Raw genomic sequence first — 20,013 nt, forward strand, 5'->3', positions numbered from 1 at the left:
AGCTTGTATCGTGTCAGACACGTTACGATACTTCACCGCACCCACACCAAAATCAGAAGACAAACCCATACCAGGATTCGCGTCATCAATAAAACTATCCACATGAGCATTAAAAGCATCATGCGCTATAGGTATATCAGGCAATAAACTCCCCGTAATCCTATGTGCTACAAACTTTTCTACACCTGCAACATTCTGTGCAGTAGTTTGGCTATTCCACTGCTCTTTTATGTGCATCACATCCTTACCCGTCTTAGCCACATTCTTTAGCATCTTGTAATCCACATGAGACTCCACCTCACGAGCCATCAGATGCTTTACTAAGCTAGCACCCTCACGATCACCAGAACGATAAAGCTCCTGCATATGCTTCATGTGTGAAGAAGTTGTTTTTACAACATTAGAGACTTTATCTTTCATATCACTAAGAGTATGAGAAGAATTCTTGAGGGCACCACGTTCCTGTCTCGTATATGCAAGAATATCTCGAGCAGACTGCTTATCCCCATTTTTCAATGCAGCAAACGCGTTCTTTAAATGACCTGCCGTGTTTTCACCGCCGGGAAGTATTTTACGCGTGACGTCACCGAACTTGTCCGCTATGCTACTTATACCCTGATGTAAGAAAGCCTGAGACTCATCCATAACAGCGTTTGCCAATCCTCGTGCACCCCCACGCGCACCAGCTTTCATAGTCACTGCAAGATTGTCGAACAGTGCCCCGTCCACACCAAATGCCGCACGCAGTTTACTCGTACCTGCCGCAACTTCTCCCAACTCATGAAAAGCCTTCAACGCGCCAAGAAAGGCAAGCCCATCCAGCAGGACAGTAAAGGCAAGCTCACCGAACCCCATATCACCATTGAAATACTTACCCGCAGAATCGATAAGGTCGATACCTGCAGCCACAGCTCCAATCAACGCGAGGACAAAACACCCGCCAGGTACAAATAAACTGATAACGCCGACGACAGTCCCAACGCCCTTCGCAACAGAAACGATACTTTTCCATGCTTTACTATAAAGAACTTTCTGCCACGCACTCGTCTGCAATCCAGCAGCTTCCTGAGCAGCATTAATCCGCCCTTTAATAAGACTTGCCTGTCTCGTGTAATCCTCATGTGCTAGGCGAGCACGACGAACCGCCTGCTCACGATCACTAGCAGCATCCGCTATCCTACGCTGGTACAAAGCAATCTGCTCACGAGCAGTATCCTCATTTGTGCTCATACGATTCAAATCAAAATGAAGAAGACCGTCTACATCACGCCACGAGCCTTGTAGCACGTCACTGCCCAGAGCCTTTACTGCTTTACTCGCATCCGACTGAGCTGTTTGAGCTTGCTCGAGAGCAGCCCTTACTTCACTTTGATCGTTTTGCACGGTCTGCATCCAAGATAGTAAATAGCCTGCTACGTTACTCGTGTTAATACTTAACCGAGTTAATCGTTGAGGAAGACTACCAAGCTTGACATAAAACTCGTTAATACTAACTCCTAGACTGTCGCCAGTTTCTTTCATCGTAGAAAGATACGATGCCATCTGCGTAATCGTATATGACTTATTCAGCAAATCTACCCGTAGATTGTCAATGAGCTGAGGGTCTCCCGGTGTTGGATCAGTATAAAAACCAATCAACGCCCAATCACCACGACGAGACATAGTTCCTCCTACTTTTCCTCAATAACTAAGCTTGATGTAATTAGTTCAAAAAGCTGTGCCATTTCAATCTCAATATCTATATTTGGAGTTTCAAAACCGACAAGAAGAGTCCCCTGAGACGTAGGTACGTAAGTCCTAAAACTAAAAAGCTTGATGGGATTTTGGGCAGCTCCTCCGTATAACTCATGAGATATAGCTTGAATTGCCTTACCCGCGTGCGGAAGCCTGATAAGAGTGATATCAGGAGCTATAGGCTCATCTTCATCTAGTTCAGAAAGTATCCTTGCAATTGCACTAACGTCAGATTCATCCTTTTCTGCCGGTACCTTTGGCAGCACCTGAACGACACCAAAAGCAACGATTCCACCCTCACTGGTAGGGGCAGAAAAGTTAATTACTTCCCTAGTCCCACCCTTATACGCTACCTCAAGCTGCGAACGCAGACCATTTTCCAAATGACCTCTATACTCTTGAAAGCTTGGCAGAGCAGAAACAATATTGTCAGCAATTTGCACGGCTACACGAGACAAACTTTCATCCGTCAATGTGATATGATTCCAGCCGTCAGGCATGAGCAAAGAATAATTTTTCAAGTTACTAGCCTTCTTGATCAAAGTGACTCATATCCTGGTCAAGCTTTTGGAATGCTTCAGCTATATTTCCAGCTTCGTCAGCCATTTTTTGAGCGTTCTTCGTAAACTCATGCTTGTGTACTTCAAAACCTTGAAGAAAATCCTCCATAGCCTGCGCTACATCCTCATGACCTAAACCGTCATGATCCACATTGACCTTAGCTATGCCATCAATAGTACTTCCAATATTTACCAATGCAGACTGTAACCCATATAAAGTTTGATAATTAATCTGTAAATCTGTCAAACGAATCAACCCCTCCACCAGTACATTGACTTTAATCTAACCTTTCGTCCAAGTATAACAAGCTAAGAAGAAGAGAATACACTGCAAAAAGAAAGAATCAGGGTTCATTGATAGCAACCATTTCCCTGCCATAGTAGGTAAAACTGCAACAGTTACTTATAGTTTTACGTCTATTCTCCCGCAAACGTTAAATCTTCTCCATTGGGCGATACTAGTTATATGTGTAGTACATACATCGCCTCTATCCACGCATACGCAAAATATAATAGAGATAGCTATTGCCCTTGCAATACTGCTCACATACTCGTATACTGCCGCTACAGCGCTTAAATTCTTAATGTACCGTTCTTGTGACTGAATCCGCAGAATTTCGAGTCTTTAATCTTTGGACTTTTCATTACTCATGATTACCATTAACTTTCATAAAAATCTAAAGATTAACAATAACGAGCGAAAACTTAGCTGCTTAAAAATACTGCTCAAGTTTAAAAGGTATTAAAAGCATCATGCGCTCTTATTTGCCGTCTCAATCACAGCATGGATATTACTTAACGCACCAATAATTCCAGCTACAGTGTCTTTTTCAAACTGTTGAAACACAGTAGCTCCAAACGCAATATGAATCTCGTTGTTCTCCTCGATAAGAAATGCCTTAACGAAATTCACAGTTCGGCTTATGAGCGAAACGTAATCAAGCAATTGTCCGCGCAGTCCTTGATTGTAGGCTTTCGCTAATACCACAGATAAATCTATAAAGACATGATCTGCCTTGAAAACATTGACGTAGTAAACAGTTTCCGAGTCATCATCAACTAAAGTTAACTGTCCATCTTCACCCATGATGAATGGGAAATGATGACTCTTCAATTCTAGTGCTAAGCGCTCCAAATAGGCTTTATCGTCAAATTCATCCAAAGTAAGCAACTGATTCTTGGGCGGTAAATCTTTAATATCATCGTAAAACTCAGTAGCTCCACACTGATAGAAAACATGAGCGAGCCAGTCCATATAAATTTCAAAAAGCGTTCCATTTCGAGAATGTATCGCCATAGAGTTTCTGCTAACTGTCCCTCTACATCCACTTCTATAGAAGCATAAAAATGAATATTCTCACGTTCAGAAATATCGTATTCATCGATATACGCCTTCAGTATTCTGTTATCACGGTTCCAAGCATTAACAATATCTTCAGCAAGTTCATAATTTTCCATCGGCAGTACCTTGTCCCATACTGCTACGGCGGTTAAGATACCATCATCAATTCCGATTGCTAGCTGTGAGCTTTTAAGGGATAAAATAAGATGCTCATTCAAAGACTTATATTCTCTACCACTCGCCTCACACAATGCCGCAAATTCGTAAATCATACACATCACCGTTTCTCATCATCGGCTGTACGTCCTAGTGCAGCAACAACTACAAACATCTCAATCATCAAAATCCCAGCCATAAACCACTCAAAATCAGGGGCAACATCTTGACGCTTCGAGAGTTTCTGGACCAAGATTACGTCTTTCAAAAAGGAAAAAATTCCGATAGCAAGCACAATCACAGCTACCACATACCCCAAAAAGACATATGATTGAGAATACACGCGAAAATCCAGATTGGAAGTAAAATTCCACTCAAGCTGCAAAAGATAATAATAGGATACTTTAGATTTGTAAAATCTATTTTATTAAGCATTATAATCATCGATATTGCCCCGAAGTAAATTAGCGCAATTATCGGAAGAAAAATTTGCATATTATCTCTTGTCAATGCGCCAAAAATCAATCCGATAGCGGCTACTATGGCAAATAGCGTTGGGATGTATATAAACTTCTTAGGGCTATCGCTGAGCCCCCCGTAAAGGAAAAATATCATAAAATTTGCGACAAATATTACAGCAGCTATTACTATAGGAATTCGTGAAGAATCAGGAGAAAAAATAGTCATTCCAAGCACTAGACTCACAGTATAAATAGCGAATAATACGTAGCTCTTTCTCTGTACTCCAGAAACAGAAAACGCGAGTTTCCCTTTACGTTTCCGAATCTGATTAGTAAAACAATTGGAGAAATAGCTTATATCATTGTCAACCACTATTTTCGGCATTAACCTTCTATCACTCTGTCGCCTCATAAAATCCCCTCCAAATTTCGCATGTTACCATTGTCTATTTCCCCACTCCCGCAAAATTAAAAGAGACACTACTAGTCTCATTAAAATTATCAATATATGTATCAATATGCTTTGTCATTTGAGTAGAGAAAGGTTTAATATCAATTTTTTCCGTTACCTGATGGAGCGCAAATTTTTCCCATCCTGCAATATTTTGTTGATGATTTTGATAAGGCTGTTGTTCAACCGCATGCGATAGTTCCTTACCGAATTTCACAATATTTTTTGCGCTCACATCAATATTCAGAATCGATTTCTGTGTGAGCTTAGCATCCAATACAGCTCCAGAAAAATCTCCACCTCTTAATAGCTTACCAATATTCTTCGTATGTCCCGGTAAATCCTTCAAACCTTGAACAGTGTCGTGAACGCCATCAACAATCGACGACTTCGCCTATACACCAGCAAGCTTGAACATCTTGCTCGCACCTTCCTCATTATTATGAACCATTCGGAGACCTTTCTTCACGATTGCAACGGTGTTATCTCCACCTGGCACAAGTTTTCTCGCGGTATTGCTGAACTTTTCAGCAATACTCGTAATCCCTTTATGTGCTATTGAGTATGTATTATCAGCGAGCGCCCCCGCGATGCCGCTCACGCCGCCTTTTGCACCTGCCTTAAATGTACCGATAATATTCTCAGCAAAAGGATTATTTAATCCGCATACTGCTTTTACAACACTTGTATTTTCACCAAGATTCTTTAGCTCTTTGAAAGCTGTATTTACAGGAATAATAGATAGAGCATCAATAACACTGGAAAATACCCATTCACCTAGTCCCATATCGCCATTCGCAAATTTAGCTGATGAATCTGCAAAATCTACAAGAGCTACTGCTACCCCAAGCAAAGCTAACGCTAGGCATCCTCCGGAGACAAATAAGCTCGCAACTGCTACAGCAGTACCCACCCATTTAGAAATCTTTACTACTGTCTTCCAACCATTACTATAGAAAAATTTCTGCCAGTCATCAGTGTGCAGTCCAGCAGCCTCTTGGTCGTTGTTAATTTTTTCGGCAATTTCTCTTGCTTTATCTTCAAAATGCTGTCGTATTCTATCCGCTTCTCTATGCGCTTGATCAAAGTCATCACACGCAAAAGCTACTTTCTGTCTGAAACTTACTAATGCCGATTCAGAAATTTCTTTATTACTCTCCAAAGTTTCCGTCTCGTTTATTCCCACACAATCTAGCATTTGATTTGTGTATACGCTGTTAGGAGATTGACGAATGCTTTGCAAGATAGAGTACTTATTGAATGGCACAGGAGAAAGTGCATTAACAGCATCAATTTGGTCTTGTTGCGCGTCTTTGCTCAGGCTGAGAACTCTTTTTATCCCTTCCTGGCTACTTCGAACTTCGTTCTCCCACATGCCAAGATGCCCAATCATACCTTCAGTATGTGTAGTGAGGATATTTAATTTCTTTGGTAGCTCACCCAGTTTTTTGAGATATGCTTCGACAGCTTTACCCGCTAAATCAGTATTATCTGCCTGCGCAATTGTATTAAGGAACGCTGTCAAGTCCGCATGCGTTTGATATTTTCTTGTAAAATCATCCTTAAGATCCGCAATCTTATCAGGATCTCCCGGAGTAGGATCACTATAAAAACCGATTAGATTCCACTGCTCATCTCGCATGATTACTCTTCCTCATCCTCTGAAAGTACAAGTGTGTCAGCAATGAGCGCAAAAAGCTGACCCAACTGATTTTTTTACATCAACATTTGGTGTGATAAATACTAATGAGAATATATTTCGTCTTAATGGAATGAAATACTGCATTTCAAAGTGTTCTGCAATATCATTATGACTGCCGATTGTCCTGGCTACTCCATACGTCTGTATTGCTTTACCTGTATGAGGTAGATATGCAAGGGACACATCTAAGCCGCTAGGATAGTCCTCGTCTGGCTCCGATAGCACACGCGTCAAAGCATCAAAATTCACTTTCGCCCTTTTCAGGTATCAACTGTGGAATTACTTGCGTAATCATATACGCAGCAACAGTTCCTTCTCGAGAAGATTTAGCAAAGCTTGCAATATGAGATGTACCTGTATCAAGAGCACGTTGAAGTTGTGCTTCAAACTTCTTTTTATATATAGCATGCATATCTTTAAAGTGCGGTGCAACTGCAATCGTTCTCTCTGCCATCCTCTGTGCTAACTCTGGTAGAGTCTCCGAGTTTAATGATATGTCCGTCCAATCATCTGGAAGTAAATAACTATACTGCACGCGCTCAGTCCTTACTTGCTGCTGCAGTTCCAGCTTCGTTCTCTACAGAAAGTGCTTGAGATAAAGTCATATCCTCATTTTGCATGACCTCAACAATATTGCCAGCAGCATCTGCCATCTTCTGCGCATTCTTCGTGAACTCGTGCTTATGCACTTCAAAAACCCGTTTTGAAGTTATTGACAGCGTCGCTAATTAATCTCGAACCCAATGCAGTCTCATCGACTTCAATAGATGTAATTCCATCTATTGTTTTTCCAATATTTCCCAGAGCATTTTGAAAATCCTCGAACGTGCGATAATCAATAGATAAATCTTTCCAGCTACCCATTCATTAATGGTTATCACCGAATATGGATACTAGGATTGCTACATAACTCTTCTTAATGCAACAGCAAACCATAATCAGCCAGTAATTTGATAAATTACTAGTTCACACAGTCCACCTACTCTAAATTGCCTGCGTTTTATTCGCTAGATTTTGCTCATTTTGTGAGTTTCTTTTATCCAATACCAAACCAATATGGAAGTCATTCACAGCGTCAGTAACGCCTTTATCAACTCATGCAGAGCCGTCTATAGATAACTTGGCAACGCCACCAATAATATATTTTCCATGTTTTTCAATCGCTGTAACAAGTTCGCCAAATATCGCATGATTTGCCGATAAAATTTCCCTGCTGCCCGCTCTTCAAACTCACCACTAAAAACAGATATGGGGTCGCTACGATAGCAACCCCGGTTGATAACCGATTAAGGAGCCAATCTTAGCGACTGACTCGATGGTCTTAAAGCTGATAGCTTACTTTGCGATGGAGCGTGCCAAAGAAGAATCCAACTCAGACAAAGACTGCTCAGCATTCTTCAAGAACGACACCATACCCTCAATACCACTAATCGTCGAAGTAGCACCAGAAGTAAACTGAGCATACGACTGCTCAAAACTACTCGACGCAGCATCAGTAACAAAACCAGAAGACACAAGACCATCCACAACACTCTTCAAACGCTGCAACTCCTGATTCAAATTAGACTGACCAGCAGTAAGCTGAGACGCCACCTGCTGCAAATCAGCATAAGACACAGAAACATTAGCCATAACAAGACTCCTTCACACGAAGAAAAAACAATAACCTCAAAGAGCCTTCCAACGACTCCTTAAAACCCCAGTATATAAACCAAAAACAACATTCACGACACACACAAAACCACACACCCAAACCCACCAAAACTTGAAAAAACAAACAAAAAATTAAGAGATAGTTCGCACTACCATCGTATTCATTGAGAATGCGACCGTTGCCCCCTGGGGTACAGTGACACGCACGTCTGGCTCTATACGGTTATCACCTGATGGGGTGCGCAGCCACGTTCCATTCGCACTATGCAAATCCTCTACCCACACACGTCCAAAGGCGTCAAGACCGCATTTAAAGTGATTTCGGGACGTCTGCCCCGTTGAGTCCGCGATGTTAACCCGGTGAGACAGAGCAAGAGATTGGGTAGTCCTTCGCCCCACGACTATCTCTTCATTACTTTCCGTGTTACCCTGCCCACTACCAAATTCATATATCTGCCCATCTGAAAAGACAAGCTGAACTTTTAATGCGACCTTTGCTCTTTCTTCAGATTCTTGATGCTGTTGTGCCTTCAACCGGGCATCCTGCACTGCAGCTAATTGAGCATCACGGTTATGCATCTCACCACTGTTCAGCGCGTTTGTCTGAGGCGGAATCTGCACGAGCTGAGGAACGATAAGCGCATTCTGTCGGATAGGTTCCAAACCTCGACCGATACCGAGTAGCTTTTTTAACCATGCCAGCATCTTTACTCCTCCTGCTCGTCATCTACATAAGCCATCTGGAATGGAACTGCTACACTGCCAATATGTGCAAAACCGCGGCCATGTGGCTTTTCCGATTGTGTATCTGCGCGCTTAAATCTTGCACCTATCAGCTCTTGATAGACGACCTCATCCGGTTTGAGTACAATCCCTTCTCGCAGTGCTTTCAACTTCACTGTCCACGAGCCGAAGCCACTTGGCAAATCATTGACATCACCTACTACGACTAGTGCAAGCTTGTCAGTATCCCATGCCGAAAGTCGCGCATCAAGCCACACGCTCGCTGGAATATTGCGTAAAAGATGCGCATCATCCATCACAATGATGGTCTTACCTTCGCCATACTGAGCAAAAGAATAGTTTGAAACATTAGTTGATACACTCGCTTGCGCATCAACAGCATTCCCCTCCCCATCGGTCGAGCTTTCACCATAATACTGAGCGAAGAACTGATCTGTCATCTCCGCTGGAGAATGTACTATGCGCTCAATATGAGGTAGACCTTCAAGTGAGTTGAGCTTATTGGAACGCGGACTCACCACAATGACCCGATATCCTGCGTCAGCAGCCTGAGTCGCGATAGCGTATGCAGCCGTAGTCTTGCCTGAGCCGCGAGAACCATATATCGTCAGGATAGGCACCTGAGCAGGATCCCACATGACTGGTAAGTTATCCTCACCTCCGACTCCAAGCGCTATGCCCTTTTCGCCGTAGATCATGGCGTTTACAGCCTGAGTCGTAATACTTTCCGGTATCTCTTCTACGCTCAGCGGCATGCGACTACGTGGGATAGTAGCATCCCGTGTGGCAGCAAGCTGCTTTCCGGCCTCTCGGATATAGATAGACTCTGACTGACCTATCATTCCTTTATTTATCAGGGCTATCTGAAGTTCACCGCCGTCTTCCCCACGGAAACCGCGACCATCAGCGATGCCATCAGGGACGTCCTTAGAGTGCATGCCAGCTACAGAATAGTCCATCTTTTCGATAAGACGGAGCAGAATCTTCGAATCAGCGAGCATCGACATGCGCCCGGAAAGTAATTGTCTATCTCCAGACACGACGAAGTGAACACCTGATGATGTCCCCTCACGCATGAGAAGCTGAACCTTATCAAGTAATGTGCCGTTATCGTAGGACAGCAATGCAGAAGAATACCCTTCCCATGAATCAAGGAGCACAAGCACATGAGGAATAGTATCGCCCGCATGAGTAGGGTCATCATTGTATTCATCAATGCTGGAGTATCCACCGGAAGATAGCAACTGCGCACGGTGCTTAATGACTCGATCTATCTTCGAGAGTAAACGTTCTATCTTCTGCGTTTCACTTCTGAGCGCTACTACACCTACATTTGGAAGAGCAACCAGCGGAGTAAGAGCACCATTGCCTGCATCTATACAGTAGATATGAAGATTTTCTGCAGAATACAATTGTGAGGCAGAGTATGCTATGGTACGAAGCGCAGTAGATTTGCCACTTCTCGTAGTGCCTACGATAAACATATTGCCAAATTCGCTTAAATTAATGTTTTCGACAAGCTGCTTTTGCAAATCAGGGAAATCTCCCAGCCCAAATGGAATGGGCGGATTTTCCCCGCTAAAGTTCTCTCCCGATTGTGCAGCAATATCTGCAATCTCAGCTAGATCAACCTGGTTGCTTAATGCAGGAAGCCACGGCTGACGCTGAGGAGCAAAACCAGCCTGCTTCGTCGCGTCACTGATAGCAGATACAAGCATCTTCAAATCAGTAACGGCGACATCTGTGCTATGCTCATCTTTCTTCTTGCGCTTTGGGATAGAACCACCAAGATTACTATGAGACACTGCCACCACAAGCGGGGCCGCCTTATGGGTATTTGCAGCGATATCTGGACTGACATAACGACCACCCACACGCGCGGATTGGAAAGGAACGAGTGAACTCGACCCTAAGCGCACCACAGCACGTCCCGGTGTGGACTTAGAGATAAGTCCCGCATCCTTAGCATCGATGACATCTTGAGACTCAGTCGCATCTGTCATGCGTAGAGCAATACGTAAATTAGTGTTTGCACGAATCTCAGGAGAGACCACGCCACCCGGTCTTTGAGTAGCAAGAAGCAAATGGATACCCAACGAGCGACCCCTCTGGGCAATGTTTACCAAACCAGTGACGAAGTCTGGAAGTTCGCGCGCTAATGAGGCAAACTCATCGATGACTATAAGTAACCGTGGCATAGGTTTGAGGCTAGGCTGCGTTTTCATCATATCAATGTAGTCTTCGATATCCTTCGCGCCAGCTTGTGCCAAAATGTGCTCACGATAGTTAAGCTCTGCTCCAAGTGATGTCAGAGCGCGAGATACTAAATGATTATCCAAATCAGTAACCATGCCGACAGTGTGTGGCAAATTTACGCAATCCTTAAATGCTGCTCCACCCTTGTAATCGACAAGCACAAAATTCATCGCATCAGGCGTATTTGCTACAGCGAGAGACGCCACGAGGGATTGCAAAAGCTCTGATTTACCCGAACCAGTCGTACCGCCCACAAGACCATGAGGACCGTCCTTAGATATGTCAAGCTCAAAGACACCATCTACAGACTCTCCAATGACGAATCGAGTATTGCGCGGAGAAATATTCCACCGTTGCAGAATCTCTTCAGATGTCGGCGTCAGTTTCAGCAAACGCAGCAGATTCGAAGAGGCTGGGATAGCGGATGCTGTCTCATCAGGAGTACCATCTTCGATTGGTGCCAATGCAAGAGATACAGACTCGACCCAATTACTCGATACGATATCGGGCATAATGTCGTGCACATCTTTGCTGACATTTGATTTGATAAAAGCTGTGGCCTCTTCTACTGTGACAACAGTCTGGCACTCTTCAGGAAGCAAACGTTCATCGGTATCAATGCACACACTGTAAATACCTACTTCTGGCCCTTCCTGCAAGATACGAATAGAGCCAGGCAAGGTACGAATCACGTGGGCGTTATCCATCATAATGACGATACTTGAGCCCATCCACTCCTTTTGCGCCGAGTTGCGCTTATCTTCCTGACGCGCATCGAGGAGCTGCGTAATTTCAGATAAGCGAGCCGCGATAGACTGCGTCGTCGTAGCAATAGTACGAATGGTATCCTGCCCAAATTGAGGACGAGTCTGCGGAAGCCACTGCGCAAATCCCCAATCAAGTTGCGTGCCCATGTCAGCACGCAAGTTCGGCGAGAGTATGTATAAACTTAAATCTCTACTTGAGTGTAAGGAAGCAAGTTGTACAGTAAAGTACTGTGCCAATGAACGCACAATTTCAATCTGCCCCGTCACCCCTAGACAACGCGACTGCGGGATAGACACTGTGACCGGATGATGGTGGAGCTCCCACGCCTTCACTCTCTCCTGCTCGAATACGTTACTCGTTTGCTCAATCATGACTTGAGAAGGAACACTGCCCGTTCCTACACGTAATCCAAGCCAAGCTTTATCAGTAACACGACGGTTCCACAAGCGATTATCGTGTCTGACGACTAAATCCATCAGCTGTGTAGGGTCAGGATACTCACGTTGAGCATCACGACGTTCTTTATCTACAGCAGCTTCAGCTTTCTCGGTAACGCTTTGTTTATCTTTTTTATACTTTTTAGACTCATCTTTGAAACGACGATTACCATTCTTATTTCCTGAAATATAAGAGAAAACCATCATGACAGGGCTCATGAGCCCAAACATGAGATACGTAGGACTCTTCATGAAGTATGCCATCGCCAAGCTCATAGCCAGTGGTATCAGAGTGCTCAAGAACGGAATCGGAGCCTTCGTTGGCTTTTGAGGCTCTCGTGGCATAGTGAACTTCGTACTCTCAGCATAGGTGTGAATCTTAGGGGGACGAGCAAAAAGCCACTTGCCGCTCTGCGTTTTCTTATCGAGCGGCACTTCATCTAAGACACCTTGCGTAATTTCTACAATGCACTCAGGAAGCACGATGTTGTCACCAAAATCAACTTTCGCGGACTCAATAATTTCCTCACCGTCTATATAAATTCCAGAGTGAATATCCTCTACAGGGCGATTCTTATGCGATTTTTTCTGCGTCTTCCCTCGCGCCGCTTTTTGAGACTTCTTTTTCTTTGTCTCCTTCCTTCTCTTCGAGGCCTTGCCTATTTGAGATTTACCGGATTCTTCATCAATGTGAGGGTAAATCGTAATATCGTCACCATCGATATCCACCATAAAATCGGCAGTCATCGAAAATTCATCTGAAGTAAGCAGAGAACTCATCGAGAAGATTCCATGCGAAATGTCGTATACTTCCCCTGCGTGAATACCACTGATGAAACGGAGCTGCACACTTTCTGGCTGCCCTTCTACGCGCGGACGAGGAGTGAAGGGAATATCGTCAGAAGTAAGAAAAGATATCCACGAACCTTCATGCATACCACATTGTTTGACGGTTGCATCCCAGTCAACCACAACGCCGTCTATACTTAAGCGATAAGTATCTATCTGATTTACTGATGCAATAGTGGCAAACGATGGCAGTACTTCGCGCAGCGTGCTCGAGTCAGCAGCATCCATATAGACGCTAAAACGAGTACCAAGCGACGGGTTATGGACAGTGACTAGACCCTTCATATCTTTCCCCTATACAAACGTGTATGCACAAGTACGCATTGCCGCATATCTGCACATACACATATCGACGAACTTATGCAGTACTTATCTCTAGCCCTTACCTACTGCTCAAACGGGTTTCGACGATACTTCAATTGGCGATGACGAATGACAAGTGTCACAGCCACGACAATGAGTACCAGCAGTGAAAGAAGACTGGTAAACATGAAGATCAGTGTCATCACTGCATGCTCTTTCATGTACTGCCACCAGTTCGTAGCTACTACCATCTGAGAATATGATGCTACCGTCTTATTGCCGGCCTCATCTACAGCAGTAAGTGTGATGTCGTGATCTTTAGCATCAGAGTCAAGCTTATACGAGCGAACCTTTGCATTAAGTTCATCGCCTGTCCACTCACCGATACGCTTACCGTCCACCTTCAACGTCACAGTATCAAGTTTCAAATTATCTTGAGCTTGGACAGTGACTGTACGCCCGTGTGCGCTGTAGTACACAGCATGAGATTTAGCACCGATTGCTTTCACTGCTGGAGAAGTATTGTCTACAGCAAAGTTAATGTTTACTGCCTTTGTACGTGTAGAGTCCTTCTTATCCATGGTGTTTTCATTGACGTTACCCGCTTTATCCTTCGACGAGAGAATGACGCGATAGTATCCGTCTTCGCGGAAATTGCGCTCCGGAATGGTGTAGCGTGTGCGGGACCATCCTTTATCATCAGATTCAACAGCCGAATACTGTTGCGTATTCAGAATCTGTGAATCTTCGCCATGCGCAACGAGCACTTTAGATTGATCCATCTGCAAACCTGATACATTAATCTCGTCGACGACAATGTTGCCACTGGACTTCACAAACTTACCGCGCAAGGCTGCTGTAGATCCTGAGAGTTTATACGTGGAACCATAGCGATTTACAGAGAAAGTAATCGTTTTAGAGAAAGTATTTCCCGCAAGGTCAGTCGCTTGGACTTGCAAGGTGTAGACGTCATCATTCTCTACCTTGTGCTTAAAATCACTGAAAGTAAAGGTACGAGACATATCTGTCTCTTTGCTCGACACGTCTACTGCTTTACTTGCGTCTTTCAGACGAGTTGCAGTGAGTTTGTATGTAGTCTTAGTTCCATCGATATCAGCATCACTGACGAGAATAGATGGGCTGACTTTATCCTTGTAAGCAGTCTTATCTTTGACATTGTCGAACTGAATATCTGGCTTCGTTGTGTCGATGACAAATTCAGGTATATCGATGGTCTTTTCAGCTACATTTCCTGCCAAATCCATAGCAGTAATCTTGGCGGTATAGCGACCATCTGACGTGAAGTGGATGGTAGTACTGTAGCTATAGGTGTCATTAGGTGCAGACCATAGTCCGCCTTGAGGACCAGACACTTGAGGAGAATGGCTATCCGAACGCCATGTAGAGCTGACTTTAGTATCTTCTTGCGAGAAGTTCCGCTCTACTTGTGTTACAGTCAAGAGACGTCCATGGTTGAAATACATACCATGTGCAGCATCTGTTTTGTCCCATGAATATGACAAAACCGGCGCAATCGTATCGACGACAAAGTCTTTTTGGTACTCATCGATGGTCGCTGTATTTCCTGCAATATCTGTGAGATGAGTATCAAGGTTCCAATTGCCGTCAGCATTCGTCGCAAATGATGCATTCCACACGTTCGGCTTTGAATTATCTTTCTTGAGCTGATCTACGGTAATAGTCTGCGTGACCTTGCCGTCAACTGTTAGCTCAGCTACTGCATGATGCGCATCGTCCCCATACGCCTGCTGAAGCAAATTGAGATTTGCCTCCGTTACTTCAATATGACCAGTTTGGGCCGCATTGAAATACTTATCATTCTTAACCTTGTCATTGTCGTAGTAGACGTGAATGTGTGGCGCATCTGCATCAGTAACGAGCAAATCGATTCCACTCACATCATCCTTTGCGCTTGCCTTGAGTGCGTTCAATGCTACTGGCTCGGACTCATTATCAGCTTTATCTTTAATCGTTACCGTAAACTGAGATAAATCGAACTGTTCAGAAGGATGAGCGAGAGTAATGACATATGCCTTACCTGAGTCATCTGGTGTGACGGTATAGGCAGTGTCGCCCCCCTCGCCAGCATACTTCACCGTAATATGCTGTGCATCAGTGCCTGAAATCTTATCGTACAAATTGCCAAGAGTGACTCGGATGGTTTTATTTGATACAAGCCATTTATGCCCATCTAATGAGGTGATTGGAGCGACCTTCCCATCCTTTTCAACAGTATCGACCGTAATGGAGCGAATTTGTGCAGGAGTACGATCAATGCCAAACGTGACATGCGGCGTCGAGCTCTTTGATAAATAGTTAACGTCGACGGTGTACTTATCTTCTGCAAGTTCACTGCGATGTTGTGGAAGCAAACTTGACAGCTTTACTGGATTTACTAAACGATAATAGACATTTCCCGTATCTGCATCTGTCTGTGCTCGCCACAAAGATGTATCTTCAGCGTCGACGAGCTTGTCAAGTTTTGTGCTATCAAGTGCAATCTTTTTTCCATCAGCTCCAGTGAGTTTCACAAAATCATTGATAACACTGCGCTTCTGGAACTTGTAGAACATAAACCATTCGTCGTGAATGGTAATCATTACGGATGCATCTGTCTTACTAAAGTTTTTATCGTTCATCAGATGCTCGCCGTTATCTTGAAGTACAATTTCAGGGGCTTTAATCTCTTTTTGCATTTCTGATGCGGAAGGCATGATAGCAATCGTTTTCACACCTGCAAGAGGATTTTCGGAAGAATCAGCTGCATACCCTTGTTTGAGAAGGTTACCGAGACTTTCGCTTTGCATCGCATTGACATTAGGACGGTGGAAATTGACTTGCACTTTATCGAAGTCATACACACCTTTGCCAGGGAAACTAAAGGTAATATGCCCATTTTTATCCGACTTACTTGTCACTACAGATCGAGCTGGAGTGTATGGAGCACCACTGTCTCCTGGTCGCTTACCATCAGGGAATTGAAGGGTTACAGCAACGTTTGATGTTGGGGAAAGCTCATCTTGACCAGTTGTAGCATTTGTTTTCTTCACTTTCAAAGTCAGCGTAAAAGTAGTGGTATCTACATTTCCCGCATACGCCTTTGATTTATTATCCATGACATGCGTATCGCCAGCAGTACCATTGAGTTTCGCAACGATTGAGTCAACTTGAGCAGTATTGAGAGTGTTCTTCACAATAGTGGTTCGGTTATCGTGAGGAAAAGCGTCCATCCTTCCTCTCAAAAATCGCCCGTATTCAATAGCAAACGATTTATCGAGCGTGATGCCTACGCCAACTTTTTGATTTAGAGCATCCGCCACAAAAGAGTAATCCGTATAGGTACGGTCTGGCTCAGAACCTGTGACGTCAACAGTATTATTGATACCAATACTGCTATCCTTGATATGTATTAATTCTTGCCCGTCAATACCGTGATTCGCCAGGTATGCAATTTCCGCCCGAAAACGCTGCGTATAGTCGCGGTCCGCAGTGAGGTAAAGTTTACTTACCTTCTCATTGAGAGTCGCGCTTGATTTTGTCAAATCGATAGGATTATCCCAATCATCGTTCACAATCAAAGCCGGTTTGGATTTGCCGGGGATAATGACCCACGGAATCTGGTGGCTCTGCTCGGTTGACGTGTCTGCAGTGGTCACTTGATCCATAGTAAATTCCGTCATGTGAGCATCATCAGTGTACTGAATAAGGAATTTAAAGCTTGCTTGGTCTACAGCACTTGGGTGAGAATCAGTAAATGACTGCTTTTTCGGGTCAAACTGATAGTAGGTACCACCGCCATCTGCAGAGTAATATGCGTTTTTAATCTGGCTAGAATCATTCCATTGGAAAGTGAACGTAGCATCCTCATTGACATAGTACGTGATGTCATCCGTCGGGTTGACCGTACTATGGTTACCTTTCCCAGCCTCCTTATGACTGTAATGGGCATCAGTATCGTCATTAATGACGATGCTTCGCATGAGTACAGCATGAGTGTCTGTCAAGCTTACTCCAGCAGAGTTTTTTATCAATGTATCGTGAGTAAAAGATGGTTCATCAGCATATGCCGCACGAGTTCCACTCAGCATTGCACTCATCATTAGGACAATCAATGCGGCAAATGTTACACATATAGAAACAAACACAATGAAACGTGCTATTTTATGGTTCTTCATTCCCATTTTCCTCTGTCTAACCAAACATACTCTGCCATCTAGTGTAAAGATGTGTGTTTACATTTCTGCTACATTGTAAACGTCTACTAATTATGAGGTAAAATGTTGGACTTTTTTACTAATTCATCGCTTACAAGTGTAGTAGCTCCTTCATCACTACCACTTGTATCACTACTTTCTTCTTCATCCACATCATCGAATGAAACACGTGATGAACCAACCGAAACCTCGATACCACGGTAAGCAAGTGTGGTCTCATCCTCGTTATGTTCCTCGTCACTATCACGAATTTCCACGAAGGATAGTTGCGGTTCATATGAATGTGGCATTGCGCTTAACGAATTAGCCAGAGAGGATGAACCTAACGAGCTCGACGAGTGTGAAAAATCGCGCTGTTGATTTCTTTGTAAAGTCGATGGGGACGGTACTCGGTGATAAAAATCATCGTATGCATCACCATGAGAAGCATCAGAGTTTTCAATCCATGTACCCCATCTCGCAGAGCGCATACTTTCAATTTCTTCGCTCTGAGCCTGTCCACTAAGAACGCGCTTTACCTCACGAATACGCAATACATAGTACAACACAACCGCCACGATAAAAGTAAGTACCGCCAATGATATACACACGGTAGCAAGGACACGGAAAATATCTGCTCCCATTTAATTTCCTTCCTGCTTCTGCTCTGTATACGCGCGATTCAGCAACTCGAGAACTGTCTCGCTACCGCCAAGGATATCTTCTTTAGTCTTATCTTGCGCAGAAGTAACTGTCTGTGCATCTTTAATCATGGTAAATGTATCTTTCGCGAGCTTGACGATGTCCGCTTTCTTTACACCATCAGCTTTAAAATTACGCCCATACACGGTCACAGCATTATCTACTAAGTCAGCAACGTCTAGCTTAATTACAATATTTCCGCTTTTCTTGGCAATTAACACAATGTCTTGAAGCGTCTTAAAATACGGAGCATATTTACCATGATCAGAACCTTGAGCGATGAGGGGAACGATTGAGTTATTAAATTCAGCAGTGTCTGCATACACTTGTGCCAAAGATGCATTTTCATACTTCTTATCAGCTGCCGCGCTTCGCATCCATTGCGCTGCTGCGCGGATGCGAGCGCTTCGCGCTTGTTCGGTATTAAATTGTCCACCGGCATATTCGTCTTTAAAACCGTCGAAGTAGTACCAGTATGTAGTGCCTACCTCATAGTTTAACTTTGCCCAATTATTGCTATCGCGCTTAAGAAATTCTAGATTATCGTTGATTGCGTTATTGAGTTGAGTCTCCTCAGCGCTCGAAAAGACCTGATCACCAATGTAGAGCTTGATAAGCTCCTCGTAAGGCTCAATGGAACTTCTACGAATCTGTGAAGCGCGAATGAATGCCTTTGCAGCGGATTTCTCCTCACTTGACTGTCTACCTCGAGTCATCCAGTAGTTATAATCGCTACTTTCCGCCCAAAAAGCCAGCCCAAAGAAAATCCCCGCAAGAATAGTCAAGACAATTCCTGCGCCAATTACTGTCCTAAAACGATTATATGTTTTATGCAATTGCATCACATGAGCTTCGTCCTGCTCTTTGTAGTGGCGAAGCGCATATGCCATATGAGCTTGAGATTCAAAGCGATCTTCAGGATTCTCTGCGGTTGCACGAGAAATTACTGATTCTAGCCCCACGGAGTACGAGGGATTTATCTGGCGAAGGGGCTGAATCCCATGCGAACGTGGATGTGATGCCGTGAGCAGATAATATAGCGAGGCACCAAGCGCATACTGGTCGACTCGATCATCATATGTTTTATCGTAATCAAGCTGTTCGGGAGCTGCAAAACCAAGTGTACCTAAGCGTCTACTATCTCCGACTGCCGTTAAACTCTTACCATTCGTCACTTCACGGGCAATTCCAAAATCAATAAGTTTTACCACACCTTCTGGCGTAATCATGATGTTTGACGGTTTAATATCACGATAGATTACAGGTGGATTACGTCTGTGGAGGTACTCCAAAATGTCACACAGCTGGATTCCCCAATTAACTACATCTTCTTCAGACTGAACTCCATCAGTTTTGACGACATCAGCAAGAGTACGACCCTCGATATAGTCCATGACGACATAAAGTCGCCCACTCTCTTCAAACAAATCAACGATGCGAGGAATGGCAGGATGATCAAACTTCTTGATGAGATTTGCCTCGGTGGTCAGGCTTTTGATAACTAAGTCTTTTTGTATAGGGTCAGTGAGAGAGCGAATCTCTTTGACGGCCCATTGTTTATTGAGTGTCTGGTCGATAGCGAGATACACTGTCGACATACCGCCAGCACCGATGAGAGCGGCGATACGATAACGTTTTCCTACGACGCTACCAAGCTGAGCCATATCTATAAACTTTCTCT

15 protein-coding genes are annotated in these 20,013 nt (G+C 43.9%); all 15 read right to left on the minus strand.

All coding sequences use genetic code 11. From position 1 onward, the window contains the following. A partial coding sequence (locus tag ACFQY8_RS00005) for a hypothetical protein (protein ID WP_377937405.1) occupies nucleotides 1–1,662 on the minus strand: 1,662 nt, incomplete at its 3' end. 8 nt (nucleotides 1,663–1,670) lie between these two features. Further along, entirely contained in the window at nucleotides 1,671–2,234 is a 564-nt protein-coding gene (locus ACFQY8_RS00010; RefSeq protein WP_377937407.1) for a hypothetical protein, read from the minus strand. A 25-nt stretch (nucleotides 2,235–2,259) separates the two neighbouring features. After that, on the minus strand, nucleotides 2,260–2,559 hold the full coding sequence (locus ACFQY8_RS00015) for a hypothetical protein (protein WP_377937409.1): 300 nt from the start codon (nucleotides 2,557–2,559) through the stop codon (nucleotides 2,260–2,262). A gap of 486 nt (nucleotides 2,560–3,045) precedes the next feature. Continuing rightward, nucleotides 3,046–3,429, minus strand: coding sequence for a hypothetical protein (locus ACFQY8_RS00020; RefSeq protein WP_377937410.1), 384 nt, complete (start codon nucleotides 3,427–3,429; stop codon nucleotides 3,046–3,048). Then, complete coding sequence (locus tag ACFQY8_RS00025; protein ID WP_377937412.1) at nucleotides 3,417–3,908, minus strand: hypothetical protein; 492 nt, start codon at nucleotides 3,906–3,908, stop codon at nucleotides 3,417–3,419. The genes ACFQY8_RS00020 and ACFQY8_RS00025 overlap by 13 nt, the downstream gene beginning before the upstream one ends. A 5-nt stretch (nucleotides 3,909–3,913) precedes the next feature. Beyond that, nucleotides 3,914–4,135 carry a hypothetical protein gene (locus ACFQY8_RS00030; protein ID WP_377937413.1) on the minus strand — a complete coding sequence of 74 codons (222 nt, stop codon included), beginning with the start codon at nucleotides 4,133–4,135 and terminating at the stop codon, nucleotides 3,914–3,916. A 564-nt stretch (nucleotides 4,136–4,699) separates the two neighbouring features. After that, entirely contained in the window at nucleotides 4,700–5,053 is a 354-nt protein-coding gene (locus ACFQY8_RS00035; protein ID WP_377937415.1) for a hypothetical protein, read from the minus strand. Between the two features lie 45 nt (nucleotides 5,054–5,098). Next, nucleotides 5,099–6,346 (minus strand): hypothetical protein, encoded by a 1,248-nt coding sequence (locus ACFQY8_RS00040; RefSeq protein ID WP_377937417.1) that lies wholly within the window; start codon nucleotides 6,344–6,346, stop codon nucleotides 5,099–5,101. Nucleotides 6,347–6,644: 298 nt separating this feature from the next. After that, the gene (locus tag ACFQY8_RS00045; protein ID WP_377937419.1) at nucleotides 6,645–6,941 is read right to left on the minus strand and encodes a hypothetical protein; all 297 of its coding nucleotides are present in this window, start codon (nucleotides 6,939–6,941) and stop codon (nucleotides 6,645–6,647) included. An 800-nt stretch (nucleotides 6,942–7,741) separates the two neighbouring features. After that, nucleotides 7,742–8,038: a WXG100 family type VII secretion target gene (locus ACFQY8_RS00050; RefSeq protein ID WP_377937421.1), complete on the minus strand. Its 297-nt coding sequence runs from the start codon at nucleotides 8,036–8,038 to the stop codon at nucleotides 7,742–7,744. Nucleotides 8,039–8,191: 153 nt separating this feature from the next. Continuing rightward, nucleotides 8,192–8,764, minus strand: a complete 573-nt coding sequence (locus ACFQY8_RS00055; protein WP_377937423.1) for an FHA domain-containing protein — start codon at nucleotides 8,762–8,764, stop codon at nucleotides 8,192–8,194. 2 nt (nucleotides 8,765–8,766) lie between these two features. Then, complete coding sequence (locus ACFQY8_RS00060) at nucleotides 8,767–13,398, minus strand: FtsK/SpoIIIE domain-containing protein (RefSeq protein WP_377937425.1); 4,632 nt, start codon at nucleotides 13,396–13,398, stop codon at nucleotides 8,767–8,769. 101 nt (nucleotides 13,399–13,499) lie between these two features. Beyond that, nucleotides 13,500–17,612: a hypothetical protein gene (locus ACFQY8_RS00065; protein WP_377937427.1), complete on the minus strand. Its 4,113-nt coding sequence runs from the start codon at nucleotides 17,610–17,612 to the stop codon at nucleotides 13,500–13,502. Nucleotides 17,613–17,698: 86 nt separating this feature from the next. After that, nucleotides 17,699–18,274, minus strand: coding sequence for a hypothetical protein (locus tag ACFQY8_RS00070; RefSeq protein ID WP_377937428.1), 576 nt, complete (start codon nucleotides 18,272–18,274; stop codon nucleotides 17,699–17,701). Next, the gene (locus ACFQY8_RS00075) at nucleotides 18,275–19,996 is read right to left on the minus strand and encodes a serine/threonine protein kinase (protein ID WP_377937430.1); all 1,722 of its coding nucleotides are present in this window, start codon (nucleotides 19,994–19,996) and stop codon (nucleotides 18,275–18,277) included. Nucleotides 19,997–20,013: the final 17 nt, after the last annotated feature.

This window comes from Alloscardovia venturai, from assembly GCF_042676605.1.
Classification (GTDB): Bacteria; Actinomycetota; Actinomycetes; order Actinomycetales; family Bifidobacteriaceae; genus Alloscardovia; species Alloscardovia venturai.